The sequence below is a fragment of the Streptomyces sp. L-9-10 genome (genome assembly GCF_004151105.1).
Lineage (GTDB): Bacteria > Actinomycetota > Actinomycetes > Streptomycetales > Streptomycetaceae > Streptomyces.
Genome location: NZ_PHRF01000061.1, coordinates 1 through 16,298 on the forward strand (window position 1 = coordinate 1; position 16,298 = coordinate 16,298).

The following is a 16,298-nucleotide window of genomic DNA, read 5'->3' on the forward strand; positions in this document are numbered from 1 at the left end:
GGAAGACGCGACATCCCGGTGCCGGGGCAGGCCGTCCGCTTCTCCCGATGTGTCTTCCTGCTCAGCGGGACTCCCGGGGCCGGACCGTCTCTGATCCCCCCGCTGGTGAGGAAAGCTTTTCGACTGCGGGTCACGACCGAGGGGTAGCCGGGGTGGCCCGGTGCGCTCGATGGCGGGTGGGGGCCGCCCCTGATCTTTGAGTTTCGCGGTTACGGGCCGGGCGTCAAGGGCGCTCCTCCGTCGCGTCGGCTACGCCGATTCCGCTGCGCTCCACCCTGGACACCCACCCCTCCACCGCAAGTGCAGCTTCGAGGGGGGCCGGCCCCGGGGGGAGGGGTCCCCGGGGAAGCACCTCTGTTGCGGGGGCCGGTTGCCGAGTGCCGCACGGTGGGTGGTCTGCGCGGCAGTGGTGTGGGGCGGCCGGGCCCCGGCTCGGCGACTGACCCCCGTGGAGGGCCGGGATTCATGCCCCGCTGATGACGGTGTGTGGGTGGTGGGGCGGGTGTGACGGGAGAGGCGGCCACTGGGCCCCTCAGAGACCGTGATGCGTCGTGGAGCCCGGTTAACTGGCCGCAGGACACATCACCGGTCCGAGGACCCTCCGAAAGGCTCGCCAAACTGGGACATAGGGGGCGAGTGGCCCTCTCATCCGCCTCGATCCACAGAAGCACCCGGCAACGGACCCACACCAGCGGGGCATGAAGCCCAACTACCCACCCACACCTGCTCGCTGAGCCGGTGCCGGGCCGCCCCACTCCACCCCGCGCTTCGGCAGACGGCAGTGCGCCGGTCAGAGAGCCGTGGAACGCCAGGGGCCCGGTTAGCTGACAGCAGGACGCATGACCACCTGCGGGACTCCCCAAGAGGCCCGCCAAACTGGGGCATAAGGGTCAAGCTGGGGGGGCTCATCCACCTCGGGCTACAGAAGCAGCCGACAACGGACCGCCACCAGCGGGGCATGCACCCCAACTACCCACCCACACCAGCCCGCTGAGCCGGGGCCGGGCCACCCCACACCACTGCCGCGCAGCCCCGCAGGGCCCACCGGCCGGTGAGCCGGGATCGGTCCCCGGGAACAAGGGAGCTTCCCCGGGGACCCCTCCCCCCGGGCCGCCCCCCTCAAAGCAGCACTTGCGGTGGAGGGACGGGAGTCAAGGGTGGAGCGCAGCGTAATCGGCGCAGCCGACGCGACGGAGGAGCGCCCTTGACGCCCGACCCGGAGCCGCGAAACTGAAGCCTGAGGGGCGGCCCCCACCCGACACCCCACCCCCCGGGTCACCCCGGTTACCTCTTGGTCCTCACCGGTCGCCGAAGAACCCTCCCCCACCAGCGGGGCATGAATCCCAACCACCCACCCACACCAGCCCGCCGAGCCGGTGCCGGGCCGCCCCACTCCACCCCCGCGCCCCACCCACCCACCGGTGAGCCGGACATCTAGCCCCGGAACAAGGGAGCTTCCCTGGGCCCCCTTCCCCTGGCCGCCCCAACTGCCTCGCTCACAGCCGACCCAGCATGGCCGCCACCGCAATCACCCAGAGGCTCGTGCCGATCGTGACCACGATGGCGGCGACGCGCGTCATTCGCGCCTCCTCGCCCCCGGCGGCGGATAGCCGAAGATCCGCTCGTACAGAGCCGCTTCGTCCGGCTCCCGGTAGGCGAACAGCGCTTCCCAGCGCTTGTACTCCCGGTGGGCACGCCGTCGGCGTGGGCTCACGAGCCGTACGGGGACGGAGAGCGCGCACGTGAACCAGCGCCACACGCGCTTCACACTCCACCCCTGCTGCTCCACTTGTTGCGTTCCGCCACCCGCGCCCTGAGTTCTTCCGGCGACCCACCGGGAGGCCCGTCGCCGGGCGGCGTCTCGCCCGTACCTTCCCCGCCAGCCGGGTCCTTCCACACAAGGAGCGCGCCGTCCGCGCCGAACGTGGCGATCAGCAGGGACAGCAGCCGTCGTGCCTCGCTAGTCGCCATCGGACAACCGCCGCATCAGTCCGGCCTCAACTTCGCGCATCAGCGCGGGGGTTGCTGTCGCGTATCCGTCGCGCGGTACCCACTCCGGCACGAGCCGCCAGAAGTCCTCGGTCGCGTCTTCGGTCGGATCCACCAGACCTCACCCTTCTTACGATTAGTTACGAACCGTGTTCAGAGTGCGATGTGCCGCGCTACGTTGGGAAGCGGTTCACCGTCCGACCTGCGCATTGGTCTCACTGGCGCGCCTCCACACGCCTGACCTGCACGGATACGACGAGTGACGTCGAGTCTCAGGTCAGTGGTCAAGGAGGTTTCGCATGACGGAGCGACGCGATGTTGACGAACCGGTGAGGAGTCCCCGGGAGGCATTCGGCGAGGCGTTGCGCAACGCCCGCGAACTGCGGGCGGCCGGCAGGCTGTCGCAGTCGGCCCTGGCGAAGAAGGCGCGTACGTCGAAGTCCACCATCAGCCGCATCGAGCGCGGAGTCCCGCCGATCGCCAGCAACTTGCCCGCCGTGTTCGATCAGATCTTTGAGACCGACGGGCAGTTCAAGCGGCTCTACGAGGAGGTGGTCTCGCGATCCTTCCCAGCCCTGTACCGGCGGCGCATGAGCCTGGAGCGGGAGGCCATCGCGATTTGGGAGTGGGCTCCCGCCGTCATTCCTGGTCTCTTTCAGACTGCCGAGTACGCTCGTACGCTTTTCCGGGCCGACAATCCGCGGGCATCTGACGATGAGATCTCCGCGTCAGTGCGGGCGCGACTCGCTCGGCAGGAACTACTCCGGGGTGATGCTCCCCCGAACGTCCGCGTTGTGCTGTGCGAATCCGTGATCCGGCGCCGCTTCGCAAGCCGCGATGTGATGCGCGAGCAACTTGCCGTGCTGCTGGGTCTCGCCGAACGACCCACCACACGCCTACAGGTACTGCCGCTCGATGCGGAACCGCATTCCCTCATGGAATGGCCGGTCACGTTCCTCACGACGTCAAACCATATGACGGTGGTGTGCGTTGAGACCTACCGTACGACGGGCATCATCGAAGAGTCCGAACACGTTCGAACAGCGGTGCGTGCCTACGATGGTTTGACGAGTGAGGCGCTTTCGGCCCGGGACAGCGCTGCCCTCGTTAGAGAGCAGATGGAGACACTGTGAGCCCCAATCCCGTCCCCACCACGTGGGTCAAGTCCACCTATAGCGGTCCTGCTGACGGCAGCAACTGCCTGGAGTGGTCGCCTTTGTACGCTCGCACCCACAACCTCGTCCCCATCCGCGACAGCAAAGCCCCCCACCTCCCCCACCTCACCGTCACCCCCCACGCCTGGACCGACTTCGTGGCCTTCGCCACCACCCACGCCGCCAAAAGCTGACCCCGTACCGCTCGCGGATTTCACCTGTTCGGACAGGAATGCGCGGCCTACGATGACTTGACCAGCTAGGCGCTTTCATCACGGGAGAGCGCTGCGTTCATCAGAAAGCAGATGGAGAGACTGTGAACCCCAACCCCGCTCCAAGCGCATGGGTGAAGTCGAGCTACAGCACATACGAAGGCGGCAACTGCGTTGAGTGGTCCCCCTCCTACGCCCACGCCCACAACCTCGTCCCCATCCGCGACAGCAAAGCCCCCCACCTCCCCCACCTCACCGTCACCCCCCACGCCTGGACCAGCTTCGTGGCCTTCGCCACCACCCACGCCGCCAAAAGCTGACCCCGTACCGCTCGCGGACTTCGAGGCGTTGGAAGCGACGGCCGATGAGCTGCTCGCACGTGAGGCCGAGGCAGTCCTGGCCGGTGGCAGTCCGACCGTAACGATGGCCGAGTTGCTTACGGACCTTTTCACCGACCGCGGTGAGCACCCCGAGGGCGCGGCGTGAACTGCTGATCTCCACGCCGTGGTCGTACGAGATCTCCTATGCCGATGCCGGCCAGTAGCGGATCTCCAGCATCGTGCAGCCCGTCTCCGTCCGGTACGGGCCGTGCGGCATCCCCGGCGGTCGCGACGCGTAATAACCCGCCCCGAACGTCGCGCCCAGCGTCAGGTCGTGCAGTTCGCCTTCGAGGAGGTAGACCTCTTCGTAGTACTCGTGCCGGATGACCCCCGCCTCGGAGGTGTCCAGCCCCGGTGCCCAGCGCGCGAGACGCGTCAGCTCTCCCTCGTCGCCCGGCGCCGCGCTGAGCACCCGTTCCGTCACGCCCGGGTGGCCGTCAACGGCCCGCCACGGCAGGTCCGTTGTGTCGAGGAACTCGTGCATCGCCTTCATCCGGCGGTCGCCGCCGCCCAGGCGATCCCGTCCAGGATGTCGTGTTCGCTGACCACGACCTCCTGGGCCCCGGTCCGTTCCATGATCGCGAGGAGTACGAGGGCGCCCGCGCCGATGACGTCCACCCGGCCCGGGTGCATGACGGGGATCGCGGCGCGCTGCGCGTGCGTGGCGTGGAGCAGGCGGGTGGTGATCTCCTGGACCTGGTCGTACCGGATCACGGAGTGGTGGATCGCGGCGGAGTCGTACTCGGTCAGGCCGAGCGCGATCGCGGCGACCGTGGTCACGGAGCCGGCCAGTCCGACCAGAGTGCGGGCCTCGCGCAGCGGAACCGTCTGTTCGGCCAGGTCGAGGGCCGCCTCGATGTCGGCGCGGATCGCGGTGATCTGCGGCTCCGTGGGCGGGTCGCTGACGACGCCGTCCCGTACGAGGTGGCGTTCGGTCAGCCGTACGCAGCCGATGTCCACGGAGCGTGCGGCGCGCACCTGGTCGTCGCCGACGACGAACTCGGTGGAACCCCCGCCGATGTCCACGACCAGGTAGCTGTCCCCGTCGGACGGGCCCAGTTCCTTCGTCGCGCCGGTGAAGGAGAAGGCCGCCTCCTGGTCGCCGGTGATCACCTCGGGCTCCACGCCCAGGATGTCCAGGACGCCGCCGACGAACTCGTCGCGGTTCTCCGCGTCGCGCGAGGCGGAGGTGGCGACGAAGCGGACGCGCTCGGCGCCGTGTTCCTTGATGACGGCGGCGTACTCGCGGCAGGCGGCGAAGGTACGTTCCAGCGCCTCGGGGGCGAGCCGGCCCGTCCTGTCCACGCCCTGGCCGAGGCGGACGATCTTCATCCGGCGGTCGAGGTCGACCAGTTCACCCGTCTCGGGGTGTGCGTCGGCGACGAGCAGGCGGATCGAGTTCGTACCGCAGTCGATGGCGGCGACCCTGGTCATTCCGTATCCCCCTCGTCGTCGGACGGACCGCCAGACGGACCGCCGGACGGACCGGACCCGCACGGCGTCACGCATGGGCCCTTCGCCCACCACTCCGGCAGCATCGCGATCGCCTCGTCGCCCAGCGGGTTCACCCCGGGTCCGGCCGCCAGTGAGTGGCCGACCAGGACGTGCAGGCACTTCACCCGGTCCGGCATGCCGCCGGCGCTCGGGAAGCCCTCCAGGACCTCGATGGCGTCGCGGCGCGCGAGGTAGTCCTCGTGGGCCGCGCGGTACGCGGCGGCCAGCTCGGGGTCGGTCGCGAGGCGCTCGGTCATCTCCTTCATGACGCCGTTCGCCTCCAGCGTGCCGATGGCCGAGGCCGCGCGCGGGCAGGTCAGGTAGTACGTCGTCGGGAAGGGCGTGCCGTCGGGGAGCCGCGGGGCGGTCTCGACCACGTCCGGCTGACCGCAGGGGCAGCGGTGCGCGATGGCGCGCAGGCCGCGCGGCGGGCGGCCGAGCTGTTCTTTGAATGCCGCGACGTCCGCGTCGGTGGGTTCCGTGCGTTCGGTCTGCGGAGGGGGCGTGTCCATGCCTGCCTAGGTATGTTCTGCGGTTCTCGGGTGTTCCGCGGTTCTGGGCTGAGTCTCTTGTGTCCGGCCGTATGGGTCCGGACCATCTGCATTGTCCGGACTATCTGTCCTGGCGGTCCGCGTTGTCCACGCCGTCCAGCACGTTCGAGTACCAGGGGCGGTCCGTCGCCCCCCGCTCCTCGCGGCGCTGCTCGCGAACGTCCGGGTCGATCACGGTGTAGCCGGTCTCCCCCGGCATCACGTAATGCAGATGCTGCCGGGCCAGCCGCTGGATATACGCGTCGTCCTGGAGCCGCGCCTTCTCGTCGCGCAGCTCCTCGACCCGCTGCTTCGCCTCGCGGGCCAGCCGCTCCTGGTCGGCGATCTCGTTCCGTTGCGACACGTACTGCCGCATCGGATACGCGAGCGCCACCACCAGTGTGCACACGACCAGGGCGAGGAAGGCGGCCCGGCCGGTGAGCCGGGAGCGGCGGTCCTGCCTGCGGTTCTGCGAGCGGTAGACCCGGGCGGCCGTCTGCTCGCCGAGCAGTCGCAGCCTGGTCGCGGTGGAGAACCGGTCCCGGTTCCCGGCCATGGCTCGCCTCCCCTGTTACGTCCCCTGTTGTACGTACGTCCCCGGACACGGTACGGGACCGCGACCGGGGACGTACGGACGACGGGCGGAGCCGCCCCTCGCCCTCATATCCACAGGATCAGGATCAGGCGGAACGGAACCGCGGGAACGCGCTGCGGCCCGCGTACACCGCAGCGTCGTCGAGGATCTCCTCGATGCGCAGCAGCTGGTTGTACTTGGCGACGCGCTCGGAGCGGGCCGGGGCGCCGGTCTTGATCTGGCCGCAGTTGGTGGCGACGGCGAGGTCGGCGATGGTGACGTCCTCGGTCTCACCGGAGCGGTGGGACATCATGCACTTGAAGCCGTTGCGCTGGGCCAGCTCGACGGCGTCCAGGGTCTCGGTCAGCGAACCGATCTGGTTGACCTTGACGAGCAGGGCGTTGGCCGAGCCCTCCTCGATACCGCGGGCGAGGCGCTCCGGGTTGGTGACGAACAGGTCGTCGCCGACGATCTGGACCTTGGAGCCGAGCTTGTCCGTGAGGACCTTCCAGCCGGCCCAGTCGTCCTCGAAGAGCGGGTCCTCGATGGAGACGAGCGGGTACGCGGCGACCAGCTCCTCGTAGTACTCGGTCATCTCGGCGGCCGAGCGGGACTTGCCCTCGAACTCGTACGAGCCGTCCTTGTAGAACTCGGACGCGGCGACGTCGAGCGCGAGCGCGATGTCGCGGCCGGGGACGTAACCGGCCTCCTTGATCGCTTCGAGGATGAGGTCGAGCGCGGCGCGGTTGGACTCCAGGTTCGGGGCGAAGCCGCCCTCGTCGCCGAGGCCGGTGGAGAGGCCCTTCTGCTTCAGGACCTTCTTGAGCGTGTGGTAGACCTCGGCGCCCCAGCGAAGGGCCTCGGAGAAGGACTCCGCGCCGATCGGGGCGATCATGAATTCCTGGATGTCGACATTGGAGTCGGCGTGCGAGCCGCCGTTCAGGATGTTCATCATCGGAACGGGCAGCAGGTGCGCGTTCGGGCCGCCGAGGTAGCGGAAGAGCGGGAGGTCCGAGGCCTCGGAGGCGGCGTGCGCGACGGCGAGGGAGACGCCGAGGATGGCGTTGGCGCCGAGCGACGACTTGTCCGGGGTGGCGTCCAGGTCGAACATGGCCTGGTCGATCAGGCGCTGCTCGGTGGCGTCGTACCCGACCAGCTCCGGGCCGATCTGCTCGATGACGGCGAGGACGGCCTTCTCGACACCCTTGCCCTGGTAGCGGTTCTGGTCACCGTCGCGGAGCTCAAGGGCCTCGAACGCACCGGTGGAGGCACCGGAGGGGACAGCAGCACGACCCGTGCTGCCGTCGTCGAGGCCGACCTCGACCTCGACCGTGGGGTTGCCTCGGGAGTCGAGGATTTCCCGGGCTACGACGACGTCGATGGACGGCACGAGCATCTCCTTCTGGGATGTGACGCTTGGAGTGCAGGGTCTCATTGGCCTTGCGACACGAGACTATCCGGCGCGGGGTCATCGGTCGGCCGGTGCCCGCCACCTAAGACGAAATGAGGCCCGAATCCCGCACCGGGGGCATCGCAGGCCGCCACCGCGCGGGAGCCACGTCCGCTGTGGGCCGCCTGTGGGCGGGCCTCAGCGGGAAACCCCGGCCCGGCGCGTACGGGGGATTACGCGCCTGGCCGGGGTGGTCTCGGGTGGAGCCGGGGCCCGGGGGCTCCGAGGGGGGCCGGGGCCCGGGGGCTCCGAGAGGGCAGGAGCCCGGGGGCTCCGAGGGGAGGCGGATCCCCTGATGGGTCCCCGCGTGGGCCCCTGGGCGGATCCCCCTGATGGGTCCCCGGTGGAACCCCTGGAGGAACCCCTGGTGGGTCAGCTCAGGTGGAGCTGCTGGCCCGGGTAGATCACGTCGGCGTCGCTGACGATGTCCTTGTTCAGGTCGAACAGCTTCTTCCAGCCACCCTTGACGTCCTCAGCCTTGGCGATCTTGGAGAGGGTGTCGCCGGACGCGACCTTGTACTCGCCGTCACCCTTCTTGATCGTGGTGGGACGGCTCTCGCCGCGCGAGGCCGGCTGGGCCGCGTCGCGCGTGCTCTCCGTGGTCTCCCGCTGCTTGGGCTGGCTCTGCTGCTTCGGCTGGCTCGGCTGGCTCTGCCGCTTCGGCTGCGACTGCTGCTGGGTGTTCCCGGTGGCGGAGCCGCCGTCGTACGCGGCGTTGGACAGGCCCACGCCGCAGTTCGGCCACGCGCCCTTGCCCTGGCCCGCGAGGACCTTCTCGGCGACGGCTATCTGCTGGGACTTGCTGGCCTGGTCGGCGCGGGGGGCGTACGCGGTACCGCCGTAGGCGGCCCAGGTGGACGGCGTGAACTGGAGGCCGCCGTAGAAGCCGTTCTGGGTGTTGATGGACCAGTTGCCCCCGGACTCGCACTGCGCGACCTTGTCCCACTCGGAGGCGGTCGCGGCGGTGGCCGAGGTCGCACCGATCAGCGGGGCGGCGACGGCGGCACCGGTGACGCCGGCGAGCGTGGCGTAGCGGACGGCCTTCGACGGGCGGCGGTGCTTGGCCTTGCTGGAACGCAGCAGCATGGAACATCTCCTCACCGACGCCTACGAGGTCAGCTGTCGGGTTCGGGCCAAGTGAGTTGCCCGGCCTTGTGCTCTGGCGCACAAGGCTTCACCCCAAGCCGGTCCCCGGTCGTCTCTCGACGGCCGGAGCCCGGCGCGAACCTTTGGGTCCCCCGCTCCTGCCTACGGCGCTTGACGCGTCGGTTACTCCCCCCGACCGACGGCAGGATTCGGCGTGACGGTCGACGGGGCCCGCGGTGCGAGCGGTTCAGACCGTAATCACAGGTCCGCCCGTTGTTCAAAGATGCACATCAAGGAAAAATCGCCCTTACCTCCCCCTGGAGCGATCCCGTTTACGCAGGTGGGAGAGGAAGCGGCCCAACCGGCGGGCCAAAAGACCCCAGTTGCGGCAAAGAGACCCTTGTCTCACTTTCACAGAAGTGGACATAGGGTCTCTAACTGCCTCTACTTCACGCCCAGATCAAGGGTCTGGCCAGGAAGGATCAGGTCGGGGTCGGCGCCGACGGTGTCCTTGTTCGCCTCGTAGAGCGCGGACCACCCGCCGGGCACCTCGCGCTCGTCGGCGATGAGCCAAAGGCAGTCGCCCACGCGGACGGTGTACTCGCCCTCCGCCGCGTCCGCGCCTTCCGTTCCGTCCGTCGCACCGCCCGCGTGACGTGCCGATCCGTCACCTCGCGAGGCATGTCGGCCGGATTCACGCTCTTCACCCGAATTGCCCGGTACGGAATCCTCCGGGGCGGCGTCGCCACGGTGCTTGCCCTTGGCGGCGTCGTCGGCCTCCGCGTCATCGGAGGCGCCGGAGGCGCCGGAGGCGCCGGAGGGGGCGGGCGTCGTGTCGTCGGGCGCGGTCGCGTCCGGCGTGGACGAGGAGGTGTCCGAGGGTGCGTCGGCGCCCCCGGTCTTCCCCGACGCCTCGGACGTCCCGGACGCGTCGGAGGGCTCGGAAGGCTTGGACGGCTTGGACGTCCCGGTCTTCCCGGACGTCTCGGAGGGCTTGGGGGTCCCGGACGAGTCGGGTGTCGTCCCCTGTTCCGCCTCGGGCGTCGTACCGGGGTCCACGCCCGGCGCGGCGCTGCCCGCCGTCAGCCCCGAGATCGCGGCGCAGCTGGCCCACGCCTTCGGCCCCTGTGCGTCGAGGATCTTCTCGGCTATCGCGATCTGCTGCGATCTGCTGGCGAGGTCGGCGCTGGCCGCGTACTCCGCGCCGCCGAAGTCGTCCCAGGTCTCCTGGGAGATCTGGAGTCCGCCGTAGTAGCCGTTCTTGAGGTCGGCGCTCCACATGCCGCCGCTCTCGCATTCGGCGACGCGGTCCCAGGTGGAGGCGTCCGCCGCGCTGGCACCCGTGGCGCCGAGCAGCGGAATGGCGATCGCGGAGCCGGTCACTCCTGCCGCGACGATCAGAGCGGGGGCCTGGCGAGGTCGACGGTGTCGGCCGTTCCCGGAGCGCATGCGATTGCCTTCCGTGTGACTGATGTTTCGACTACTGCGTGTGGCGGCTGAGTTTTCGAGAACGTAGCGGTACTCGAACTGCTGTCACAAGTCGATGCAGCGGAGATCACGTGAAAGTCACAGTCTTGACGGGTCGTCAGTAAACCTTCAGTCGGACAATGGCGTGAACTGCACCGGAAGCGTGCGCAATCCACGCATGATGAGCCCTCCACGCCATCGCAAATCGGCAGGATCTCCCGCAAGCCGCACATCGGGCAGCCGGGTCAGCAGGGTGGCGAGCGCCGTCTGCCCCTCCACCCTGGCGAGCGGCGCGCCGAGGCAGTAGTGGATGCCGTGTCCGTAGCCCAGGTGCTGATTGTCACGCCGGGAGAGGTCGAGCGTGTCCGGGTCCGTGAAGCGCTCGGGGTCACGGTCGGCGGCGGCCAGGACGACGAGCACCGGATCGCCCGTCGCGATCCGCTGTCCGCCGAGCGTCAGCGGCTCGGTCGCGAAGCGCCAGGTCGCCAGCTCCACGGGACCGTCGTACCGGAGCAGCTCCTCGACCCCCGTCGCGAGCAGGCCGGTCTCCCCCGCTCCGAGCGAGCGCTGGAGCAGCGCGCGCTGCTCGGGATGGCGCAGCAGCGCGAACATGCCGTTGCCGATGAGGTTCACGGTCGTCTCGAAACCGGCGAAGAGGATGATGAAGGCCATCGCCGCGGCCTCGTTCTCGGTGAGATGTTCCCCGTGGTCGCCGGCCCGGATGAGGCCGGAGATCAGATCGTCGCCGGGGTCCGCCCTCTTGCGGTGGATGAGGTCGGCGAGATAGCCCCGCATCTTCTTGACGGAGCGCCCGACTCCGCCCCGCGGCCCGCCCGCGTGCCGGATCATCATGCCCGCCCAGTCGCGGAAGTCGTCCTGGTCCTCGCGCGGCACCCCGAGCAGATCGCAGATCGCGTAGATGGGGAGCGGGAACGCGAAGTCGTGGATCAGGTCCGCCTCGCCCTTCGCGGCGAAGCCGTCGATGAGCCGGTCGGTCAACTCCTGCACGCGCGGTGCGAATTCGGCCACGCGGCGGGGCGTGAACGCCTTGGACACGAGCCGTCGCAGCCGGGTGTGATCGGGCGGATCGATATTGAGCAGATGTGTCATCAGCTCCGCCTTGCGCTCGCCGGGAATGCCCGTCTTCCCCTTGGCGTGCGCCGGCTCGGCGTGATGCGTGGGGTTCTTGGAGAGCCGCGCGTCGGCGAGGGCCTGCCGGGCATCCACGTACCGCGTCACGAGCCATGCCTCGACCCCACTGGGCAGCGTGGTCCTGCGCACGGGCGAGTGCGCGCGCAGCCAGGCGTAGGCGGGGTACGGATCGGTGGCGAACTCCCAGGTGAACAGCTCGGGAGCGGGCGGGGCCGGGGGTACGGAGGCGGACTGGTGCGGCATCCCCCGACAGTAACCGTCCCTCTGTCCCGGCCCGCGCCGTCCAGTTCCCCGGCCGCTCGGAGGACCGGCCCGCCTTCCGCGGTGGGGTGCAAGGTCGGCGGGGCCGGTCGGGGCCGGGCGCCTGTGCTATCCGACGGCGCGAACCGGATGATCCGGGGAGTCGAGCCACGCCCACGGCGTGCCGTCCGGTCCCAGAGTCAGTCCGAAGCGCTCGAACCCGGGGCGCCCCTGGTCGTCCCACCAGACGTACGCGGCGGTGAGCTCACTCCACAGATCACGCGGTCCGCCCTGGTAGACCTCGAATACGTCCTTGCCCGGTTCATAGTCGGCTGTGGCCCACGACGTCACGGCCGTGTCCCGGAGCCACAGGGTGTAGGAGCCGTCCGCGTAGTGCTGAGCCCAGGGAAACATCCCTCGCGTCTGGAGTCCGATCGCGAACATCGGGAGCCAGTCGCCCACGGCCTCCGGGGAGAGCACCGTCTCCGTACGGCGTCCGCCGGCCGGCCAGGGGCCGCGCAGGTACTCCCGCGTGTCGGTCCGGAACGTACGTTGCCGACGGAGGCGCATGAACGCGGACGGCCCGATGAACGGACCGCCGGCGCTGCCGTCCTCCTGGACGGTGAGCCGGACGACGGCCTCCCCTCCGTACTCCGTGGCGTACGGGGAAACGATGAGCCCGCCGGGCTCGGTCTGTCCGATGATCTCCGCCGGGATCTCCCGGAGTGAGGCCGTGATGAGCACCCCGTCATACGGAGCACGTGCCGGCCAGCCCAGGGAGCCGTCCCCGACGATGGCCACCGGGCTGTACCCGGCGGCATGCAGCCGAGCGTGCGCGGTGAGCGCGCTTCGCGGGTCGCACTCCACCGTCACCACGTTGTGGGAACCGACCCGCTCGGACAGCAGACCCGCGTTCCAGCCTGTACCGGTTCCCACCTCCAGGACGGCGGACTCCGGCCGCACTTCCAGCGCCCCCAGCATGGAGAACACCATGGAGGGCTGGGAGTTGGAACAGCTCGGGTTCCTTCCCCGGCGGCTCCCGGTGTGCGCCCCGTCGTCCCACTGGGTGGTGAGGGATACATCCGAGTACACCGCCCGGAACCAGGCAGCGGGGTCCGTACGGCGGTCAATGGCCTCCGCGCCTCCGGTGCCGTCGGTCACGCCCGGCCAGATCAGGTCAGGAACGAACGCTTCCCTGGGCACGGCCCGGTAGGCCGGGAGCCAGTCGGACGCAAGAACCTTCATGTCCATGAGCAGGGAGGCCAGCCCCTCCGGGCCGGCCTCCGTCACGCGTCGCTCGCTCACCGCCCGGTGGGCCGGCTGTCGTCGCGGTTCACATCGCCGTCACCGGAGCCGCCGCCTCCATGCTTGGCGCCGGAGTTGCTGTCGTCCTGCTGACTTCCGCCCTGACCCGATCCGGTCCCGCCGCCGTGCTTGGGATCACCCATGAACGCTCTCCTCAGTTGGTGCGAACTGTCCATGAGGAGACGCTAGGGCCGGTTGTCCGGCCGTGTCGGGGCTGATTCGCCGGATTTCGCGGGCCTGCCGGTGATCTTCCGAGGGATTCTCAGACGGTGTCGAGCGCCCGCCTGGCACGAGCGATCACGCGGTGGGCATCGGCACCGTAGACGGCGGAGTCGGAGAGCGTCTGCCACACCTTCCGGTAGACGCCGACGCTGTCCGCGTCGTCCAGCCAGAGTTCGGCGTGCCAGTCCTCCGCGATCACCAATCGATCGTCGTACAGCCAGAACCCGTTGGCCGGTGGAATGCCGAGCGGGGCACCGAACGGGACGATGCCCAGGGAGACGGTGTCCAGCCCCAGTACACCCGCCAGGCGGTCGAGTTGCGCGGCGAGCACCGCGGGTGGGCACACCAGAGCCCGGAGCGCTGCCTCCCACATCACGATGTGGAACGTCCTGCCCGGCTCGTACACGCGCTTGCTGGAAGTCGGAAATCACTCGCCGGACGGCATCTGTTCCGCGAACCGCTCGTGGGGGACGGCGTGGTGCCAGGCGGCGTCCCGTACCTGGCAGGCACGTGAGATCTCCACGGGATCGGTGATCAGCTCGACTCCGGTGAGCTGATCCTCGTCATCGAAGTGCAGGCGGGCGATGACTCGGGAGTCGAACAGCCAGAAGTCGTCCTCCGGCAGTTGGAGACGCGCCGCGTCGGCGCGCCACAGGTTGCGGATGTCCTCTCCCACCGCGGTGTTCCGGCGCGCGTTGTCGAGCAGGTAGCGCTGTCCGGCCGTCGGGGGGCTGTCCACGACGCGTACGCGCTCGAACCGCTTGCCCAGCACCGTCTGTTCGCGGCGCACCACGCACCAGGGGTCGTCCAGGTCCCAGCCGGAGTCCTCCCCGCGCACGAAGCGCCGGTATGTCTCGGTCTCCTCGTCGGAGGCGTAGCGGCTGCGGGACTCCAGCCGCCACGCGCTGTGCTCGCACGTCTCGAACATGGACTCGAAATCTTCGAAGCTGATCATCACGGGAACCCTCTCGGCCTCCTTCGGCGCGAAGTCCGCCAACAGCACGCGCGGAACAATCACGAAGCTTTCCCCGGCCGTGACGTTCCGAAGCTGGGCGACGTCGTCGGGATCGGTCACCGCGTCGCCCTGGACGAGGACCTCCCCGCTGTCCAGGTCCTCGTACAGGGTCGGGCACCCGCTGTTGCCGGAGTTGGTACCGATGCACCGGAGCCGTCGTGCCATTTCCGTTCCCCTCTCACCACCGGACGAGTCCCGACCAGGATGAGACGGGCATGGCCGCGCCGTCCTGCTTGATTCGCGATGATTCGCGTGATCACGCGCAAGAGGTTCCCTCCCCCTACGGAGTGGCCCTCGGCTCCACGGCGTGGCCCTCGGCCGTGCGGATCGCGTCCCTGTATACGCGGGCCGCCGCGCGCAGGGCCGCCTCCGGGTCGGCGCCGGCCTCTTCCGCCCGTACCGCGAGGGCCAGCAGTTCGTAGCCGATGCCCTCGCCCTTCGGGAGCGGGACGTCGAGGCCTGCCGTGCGGGTGCGGCCCGCCAGTTTCGCGGCGAGGGCGAGGCCGGGCTGGCCCAGGGGGACGCCGTCGGTGACCGAGTCGCGTTGCTTCTCGACCGCTTTCATCCGGAGCCAGTGGGTCTTGACGTCCTCGGGGGTCTCGGCGGTCTCGTCGCCGAAGACATGGGGGTGGCGGTGGATGAGCTTGTCCACGATCGTGCCGGCGACGTCGTCGATGGAGAACGGCCCCTCGCCGTCCTCACCCTCCTCCGCGGAGCGCTCCTCCGCGATACGGGCGTGGAAGACGACCTGGAGCAGGACGTCCCCCAGCTCCTCGCGCAGCTCGTCGGCGTCGCCGTCCTCGATCGCCTCGACCAGTTCGTACGCCTCCTCGATGGCGTACTTGGCGAGGCCCTCGTGCGTCCGGGTCGACGACCATGGGCATTCGACGCGGATCCGGTCCATGACCTGGACGAGATCGAGCAGCCGGGCGCCCGGCAGGTCGTACGAGCCGGGGAGCAGTTCCAGGTCCGGCATCGCGACCCGGCCGGAGCCGGCCAGCCGGGCCAGGCCGTCGGTCAGCCGGGCGTCGGTCCCGTCGCCCTCGCTGGAGGGGACGACCACGACCGTACGGCCGCCCGCGCACGCGTCGACCAGCTCCCGCGCGGTGGGCGCGGCGTGCTCGACGGTGACGCCCGCCTCGCGCAGGTAGGGCAGCTGCGGATGGCCGGTGTCGGCGCACAGCACCGCGTCGGCGGCGTGCAGCAGCTGCCAGGCGGGCCAGGACAGCAGGCCGGGGGCGACCCGGTGGCTGGCGGTCAGCAGGACGATACGGCCGGGGGCGGCGGGAGCTTCGTCTGTCACCTCTCGAACCTACCTCCGGCCGTCCGGCCGCCCTTCCCCGCCGTCGGATCAGGTGCCCGCCGGCGGCTGCTGCTCGGGGGCCTCGCTGGTGAGCTGCGTGATCCACGGCGTCTTGGCCTCGCCCAGCCTGACCTGCTTGTTGTCCCAGCTGCCGTACCGCGGATTGACATCGATACCGAGCTGCTCCGACGTCTTCGTCAGCTCGGTGAGGACCGCCTGCTGACCCTGCGGCGTCGTGGTGTTCGCGCCGAGCGCCACGGCCAGCTTGGTCAGCAGCACCTCGCGGCGGATCGCCGACTCGATCTGGCCGGCGGAGAGCGCGCCCTGCTGGAGCAGCATCGCGGCGAACTGCTCCTCACCCCCGGACTGGGCGGCTGCCTGCTGCCGGGTGGTCTGGATCTCCTTGCGGCTGACCGTGACCCCGGTGTTGTCGGCGGCCTTCTCCAGCACCCGGTCGAAGATCATGCTGTTCAGCTTGGCCTGGCTGAGCTGCCCGGTGTTCTTGATCAGCTCCTCGGACTCCGGCACGCCGCGCTGCGCGTCCCGTACGTCCTGTACCTGGGCCTGGAGCGCGGACACCTCGATCCGCTGCCCGCCGACGACGGCCGCCGCTCCGGGGTGGGCTTCGTTGCCGCAGGCGGTGAGGAGTGGGGCCGCGGCGAGGAGCGCGACGGAGACGGAGAGCGCGGTGCGACGACGGCGGTGCAAAGGGGGCCTCCCGGCGT

Annotated in this window: 19 protein-coding genes, 2 pseudogenes and 1 riboswitch; of the genes and pseudogenes, 4 read left to right on the top strand and 17 right to left on the bottom strand. The window is 69.8% G+C overall.

Features of this window, described 5'->3' with window-relative positions; genetic code table 11:
* Positions 1 to 1,576 precede the first annotated feature (1,576 nt).
* From CU044_RS16410 to CU044_RS38600, 3 genes are read right to left on the bottom strand one after another with little or no spacing between them, the layout of a single operon-like run.
* Positions 1,577 to 1,768 (bottom strand): hypothetical protein, encoded by a 192-nt coding sequence (locus CU044_RS16410; RefSeq protein ID WP_129769337.1) that lies wholly within the window; start codon positions 1,766 to 1,768, stop codon positions 1,577 to 1,579.
* Entirely contained in the window at positions 1,765 to 1,971 is a 207-nt protein-coding gene (locus CU044_RS16415) for a hypothetical protein (RefSeq protein WP_129769338.1), read from the bottom strand. The genes CU044_RS16410 and CU044_RS16415 overlap by 4 nt, the downstream gene beginning before the upstream one ends.
* Positions 1,961 to 2,104: a hypothetical protein gene (locus tag CU044_RS38600; RefSeq protein WP_165371912.1), complete on the bottom strand. Its 144-nt coding sequence runs from the start codon at positions 2,102 to 2,104 to the stop codon at positions 1,961 to 1,963. Before CU044_RS38600 ends, CU044_RS16415 begins: the two co-directional genes overlap by 11 nt.
* 184 nt (positions 2,105 to 2,288) lie before the next feature.
* On the opposite strand from CU044_RS38600, the gene CU044_RS16420 reads away from it, so the two are divergent.
* The 4 genes and pseudogenes from CU044_RS16420 to CU044_RS39550 form a co-directional block, all read left to right on the top strand.
* Positions 2,289 to 3,122 carry a helix-turn-helix transcriptional regulator gene (locus CU044_RS16420; protein WP_129769339.1) on the top strand — a complete coding sequence of 278 codons (834 nt, stop codon included), beginning with the start codon at positions 2,289 to 2,291 and terminating at the stop codon, positions 3,120 to 3,122.
* A complete protein-coding gene (locus CU044_RS16425) occupies positions 3,119 to 3,337 on the top strand; it encodes a DUF397 domain-containing protein (RefSeq protein ID WP_129769340.1) in 219 nt (72 codons plus the stop codon). Before CU044_RS16420 ends, CU044_RS16425 begins: the two co-directional genes overlap by 4 nt.
* A gap of 152 nt (positions 3,338 to 3,489) precedes the next feature.
* Positions 3,490 to 3,675, top strand: coding sequence for a DUF397 domain-containing protein (locus CU044_RS16430; RefSeq protein WP_240045644.1), 186 nt, complete (start codon positions 3,490 to 3,492; stop codon positions 3,673 to 3,675).
* 4 nt (positions 3,676 to 3,679) lie between these two features.
* Positions 3,680 to 3,841: pseudogene (locus tag CU044_RS39550) on the top strand (prevent-host-death protein); the annotation flags it as partial.
* 36 nt (positions 3,842 to 3,877) lie between these two features.
* On the opposite strand, the gene CU044_RS16440 reads toward CU044_RS39550, so the two are convergent.
* The 14 genes and pseudogenes from CU044_RS16440 to CU044_RS16500 form a co-directional block, all read right to left on the bottom strand.
* Positions 3,878 to 4,228, bottom strand: coding sequence for a cupin domain-containing protein (locus CU044_RS16440; protein WP_129769342.1), 351 nt, complete (start codon positions 4,226 to 4,228; stop codon positions 3,878 to 3,880).
* Entirely contained in the window at positions 4,225 to 5,169 is a 945-nt protein-coding gene (locus CU044_RS16445) for a Ppx/GppA phosphatase family protein (RefSeq protein WP_129769343.1), read from the bottom strand. The genes CU044_RS16440 and CU044_RS16445 overlap by 4 nt, the downstream gene beginning before the upstream one ends.
* The gene (locus CU044_RS16450; RefSeq protein ID WP_129769344.1) at positions 5,166 to 5,741 is read right to left on the bottom strand and encodes a DUF501 domain-containing protein; all 576 of its coding nucleotides are present in this window, start codon (positions 5,739 to 5,741) and stop codon (positions 5,166 to 5,168) included. The genes CU044_RS16445 and CU044_RS16450 overlap by 4 nt, the downstream gene beginning before the upstream one ends.
* A gap of 100 nt (positions 5,742 to 5,841) precedes the next feature.
* Positions 5,842 to 6,315, bottom strand: coding sequence for a septum formation initiator family protein (locus tag CU044_RS16455; RefSeq protein ID WP_129769345.1), 474 nt, complete (start codon positions 6,313 to 6,315; stop codon positions 5,842 to 5,844).
* A gap of 124 nt (positions 6,316 to 6,439) precedes the next feature.
* Positions 6,440 to 7,729 (bottom strand): phosphopyruvate hydratase, encoded by a 1,290-nt coding sequence (eno, locus tag CU044_RS16460; RefSeq protein ID WP_193563988.1) that lies wholly within the window; start codon positions 7,727 to 7,729, stop codon positions 6,440 to 6,442.
* A 426-nt stretch (positions 7,730 to 8,155) separates the two neighbouring features.
* Entirely contained in the window at positions 8,156 to 8,869 is a 714-nt protein-coding gene (locus CU044_RS16465) for a transglycosylase family protein (protein ID WP_165371913.1), read from the bottom strand.
* A gap of 3 nt (positions 8,870 to 8,872) precedes the next feature.
* A riboswitch (cyclic di-AMP (ydaO/yuaA leader) is annotated at positions 8,873 to 9,049 on the bottom strand.
* Between the two features lie 264 nt (positions 9,050 to 9,313).
* Positions 9,314 to 10,318, bottom strand: coding sequence for a transglycosylase family protein (locus tag CU044_RS16470; RefSeq protein ID WP_129769347.1), 1,005 nt, complete (start codon positions 10,316 to 10,318; stop codon positions 9,314 to 9,316).
* A 147-nt stretch (positions 10,319 to 10,465) separates the two neighbouring features.
* Positions 10,466 to 11,731 carry a cytochrome P450 gene (locus tag CU044_RS16475; protein ID WP_129769348.1) on the bottom strand — a complete coding sequence of 422 codons (1,266 nt, stop codon included), beginning with the start codon at positions 11,729 to 11,731 and terminating at the stop codon, positions 10,466 to 10,468.
* Between the two features lie 126 nt (positions 11,732 to 11,857).
* On the bottom strand, positions 11,858 to 13,033 hold the full coding sequence (locus CU044_RS16480; protein WP_240045646.1) for a protein-L-isoaspartate(D-aspartate) O-methyltransferase: 1,176 nt from the start codon (positions 13,031 to 13,033) through the stop codon (positions 11,858 to 11,860).
* Complete coding sequence (locus CU044_RS38605; RefSeq protein WP_165371914.1) at positions 13,030 to 13,176, bottom strand: hypothetical protein; 147 nt, start codon at positions 13,174 to 13,176, stop codon at positions 13,030 to 13,032. Before CU044_RS38605 ends, CU044_RS16480 begins: the two co-directional genes overlap by 4 nt.
* Positions 13,177 to 13,295: 119 nt before the next feature.
* Positions 13,296 to 13,661: pseudogene (locus tag CU044_RS16485) on the bottom strand (Scr1 family TA system antitoxin-like transcriptional regulator); the annotation flags it as partial.
* A gap of 21 nt (positions 13,662 to 13,682) precedes the next feature.
* The gene (locus CU044_RS16490; RefSeq protein WP_129769349.1) at positions 13,683 to 14,435 is read right to left on the bottom strand and encodes a DUF6879 family protein; all 753 of its coding nucleotides are present in this window, start codon (positions 14,433 to 14,435) and stop codon (positions 13,683 to 13,685) included.
* Between the two features lie 115 nt (positions 14,436 to 14,550).
* Complete coding sequence (locus CU044_RS16495; protein WP_129769350.1) at positions 14,551 to 15,573, bottom strand: nucleoside triphosphate pyrophosphohydrolase; 1,023 nt, start codon at positions 15,571 to 15,573, stop codon at positions 14,551 to 14,553.
* Positions 15,574 to 15,621: 48 nt separating this feature from the next.
* Positions 15,622 to 16,281: a SurA N-terminal domain-containing protein gene (locus CU044_RS16500; RefSeq protein WP_129769351.1), complete on the bottom strand. Its 660-nt coding sequence runs from the start codon at positions 16,279 to 16,281 to the stop codon at positions 15,622 to 15,624.
* Positions 16,282 to 16,298: the final 17 nt, after the last annotated feature.

What these genes read in the sequence shown, in the direction of transcription:
- CU044_RS16415 (WP_129769338.1), bottom strand. Translation starts at nt 1,971, where the DNA reads ATGGCGACTAGCGAGGCACGACGGCTGCTGTCCCTGCTGATCGCCACG.
- CU044_RS16420 (WP_129769339.1), top strand. Translation starts at nt 2,289, where the DNA reads ATGACGGAGCGACGCGATGTTGACGAACCGGTGAGGAGTCCCCGGGAG.
- CU044_RS16440 (WP_129769342.1), bottom strand. Translation starts at nt 4,228, where the DNA reads ATGAAGGCGATGCACGAGTTCCTCGACACAACGGACCTGCCGTGGCGG.
- CU044_RS16445 (WP_129769343.1), bottom strand. Translation starts at nt 5,169, where the DNA reads ATGACCAGGGTCGCCGCCATCGACTGCGGTACGAACTCGATCCGCCTG.
- CU044_RS16450 (WP_129769344.1), bottom strand. Translation starts at nt 5,741, where the DNA reads ATGGACACGCCCCCTCCGCAGACCGAACGCACGGAACCCACCGACGCG.
- CU044_RS16455 (WP_129769345.1), bottom strand. Translation starts at nt 6,315, where the DNA reads ATGGCCGGGAACCGGGACCGGTTCTCCACCGCGACCAGGCTGCGACTG.
- eno (WP_193563988.1), bottom strand. Translation starts at nt 7,729, where the DNA reads ATGCTCGTGCCGTCCATCGACGTCGTCGTAGCCCGGGAAATCCTCGAC.
- CU044_RS16465 (WP_165371913.1), bottom strand. Translation starts at nt 8,869, where the DNA reads ATGCTGCTGCGTTCCAGCAAGGCCAAGCACCGCCGCCCGTCGAAGGCC.
- CU044_RS16470 (WP_129769347.1), bottom strand. Translation starts at nt 10,318, where the DNA reads ATGCGCTCCGGGAACGGCCGACACCGTCGACCTCGCCAGGCCCCCGCT.
- CU044_RS16475 (WP_129769348.1), bottom strand. Translation starts at nt 11,731, where the DNA reads ATGCCGCACCAGTCCGCCTCCGTACCCCCGGCCCCGCCCGCTCCCGAG.
- CU044_RS38605 (WP_165371914.1), bottom strand. Translation starts at nt 13,176, where the DNA reads ATGGGTGATCCCAAGCACGGCGGCGGGACCGGATCGGGTCAGGGCGGA.
- CU044_RS16490 (WP_129769349.1), bottom strand. Translation starts at nt 14,435, where the DNA reads ATGGCACGACGGCTCCGGTGCATCGGTACCAACTCCGGCAACAGCGGG.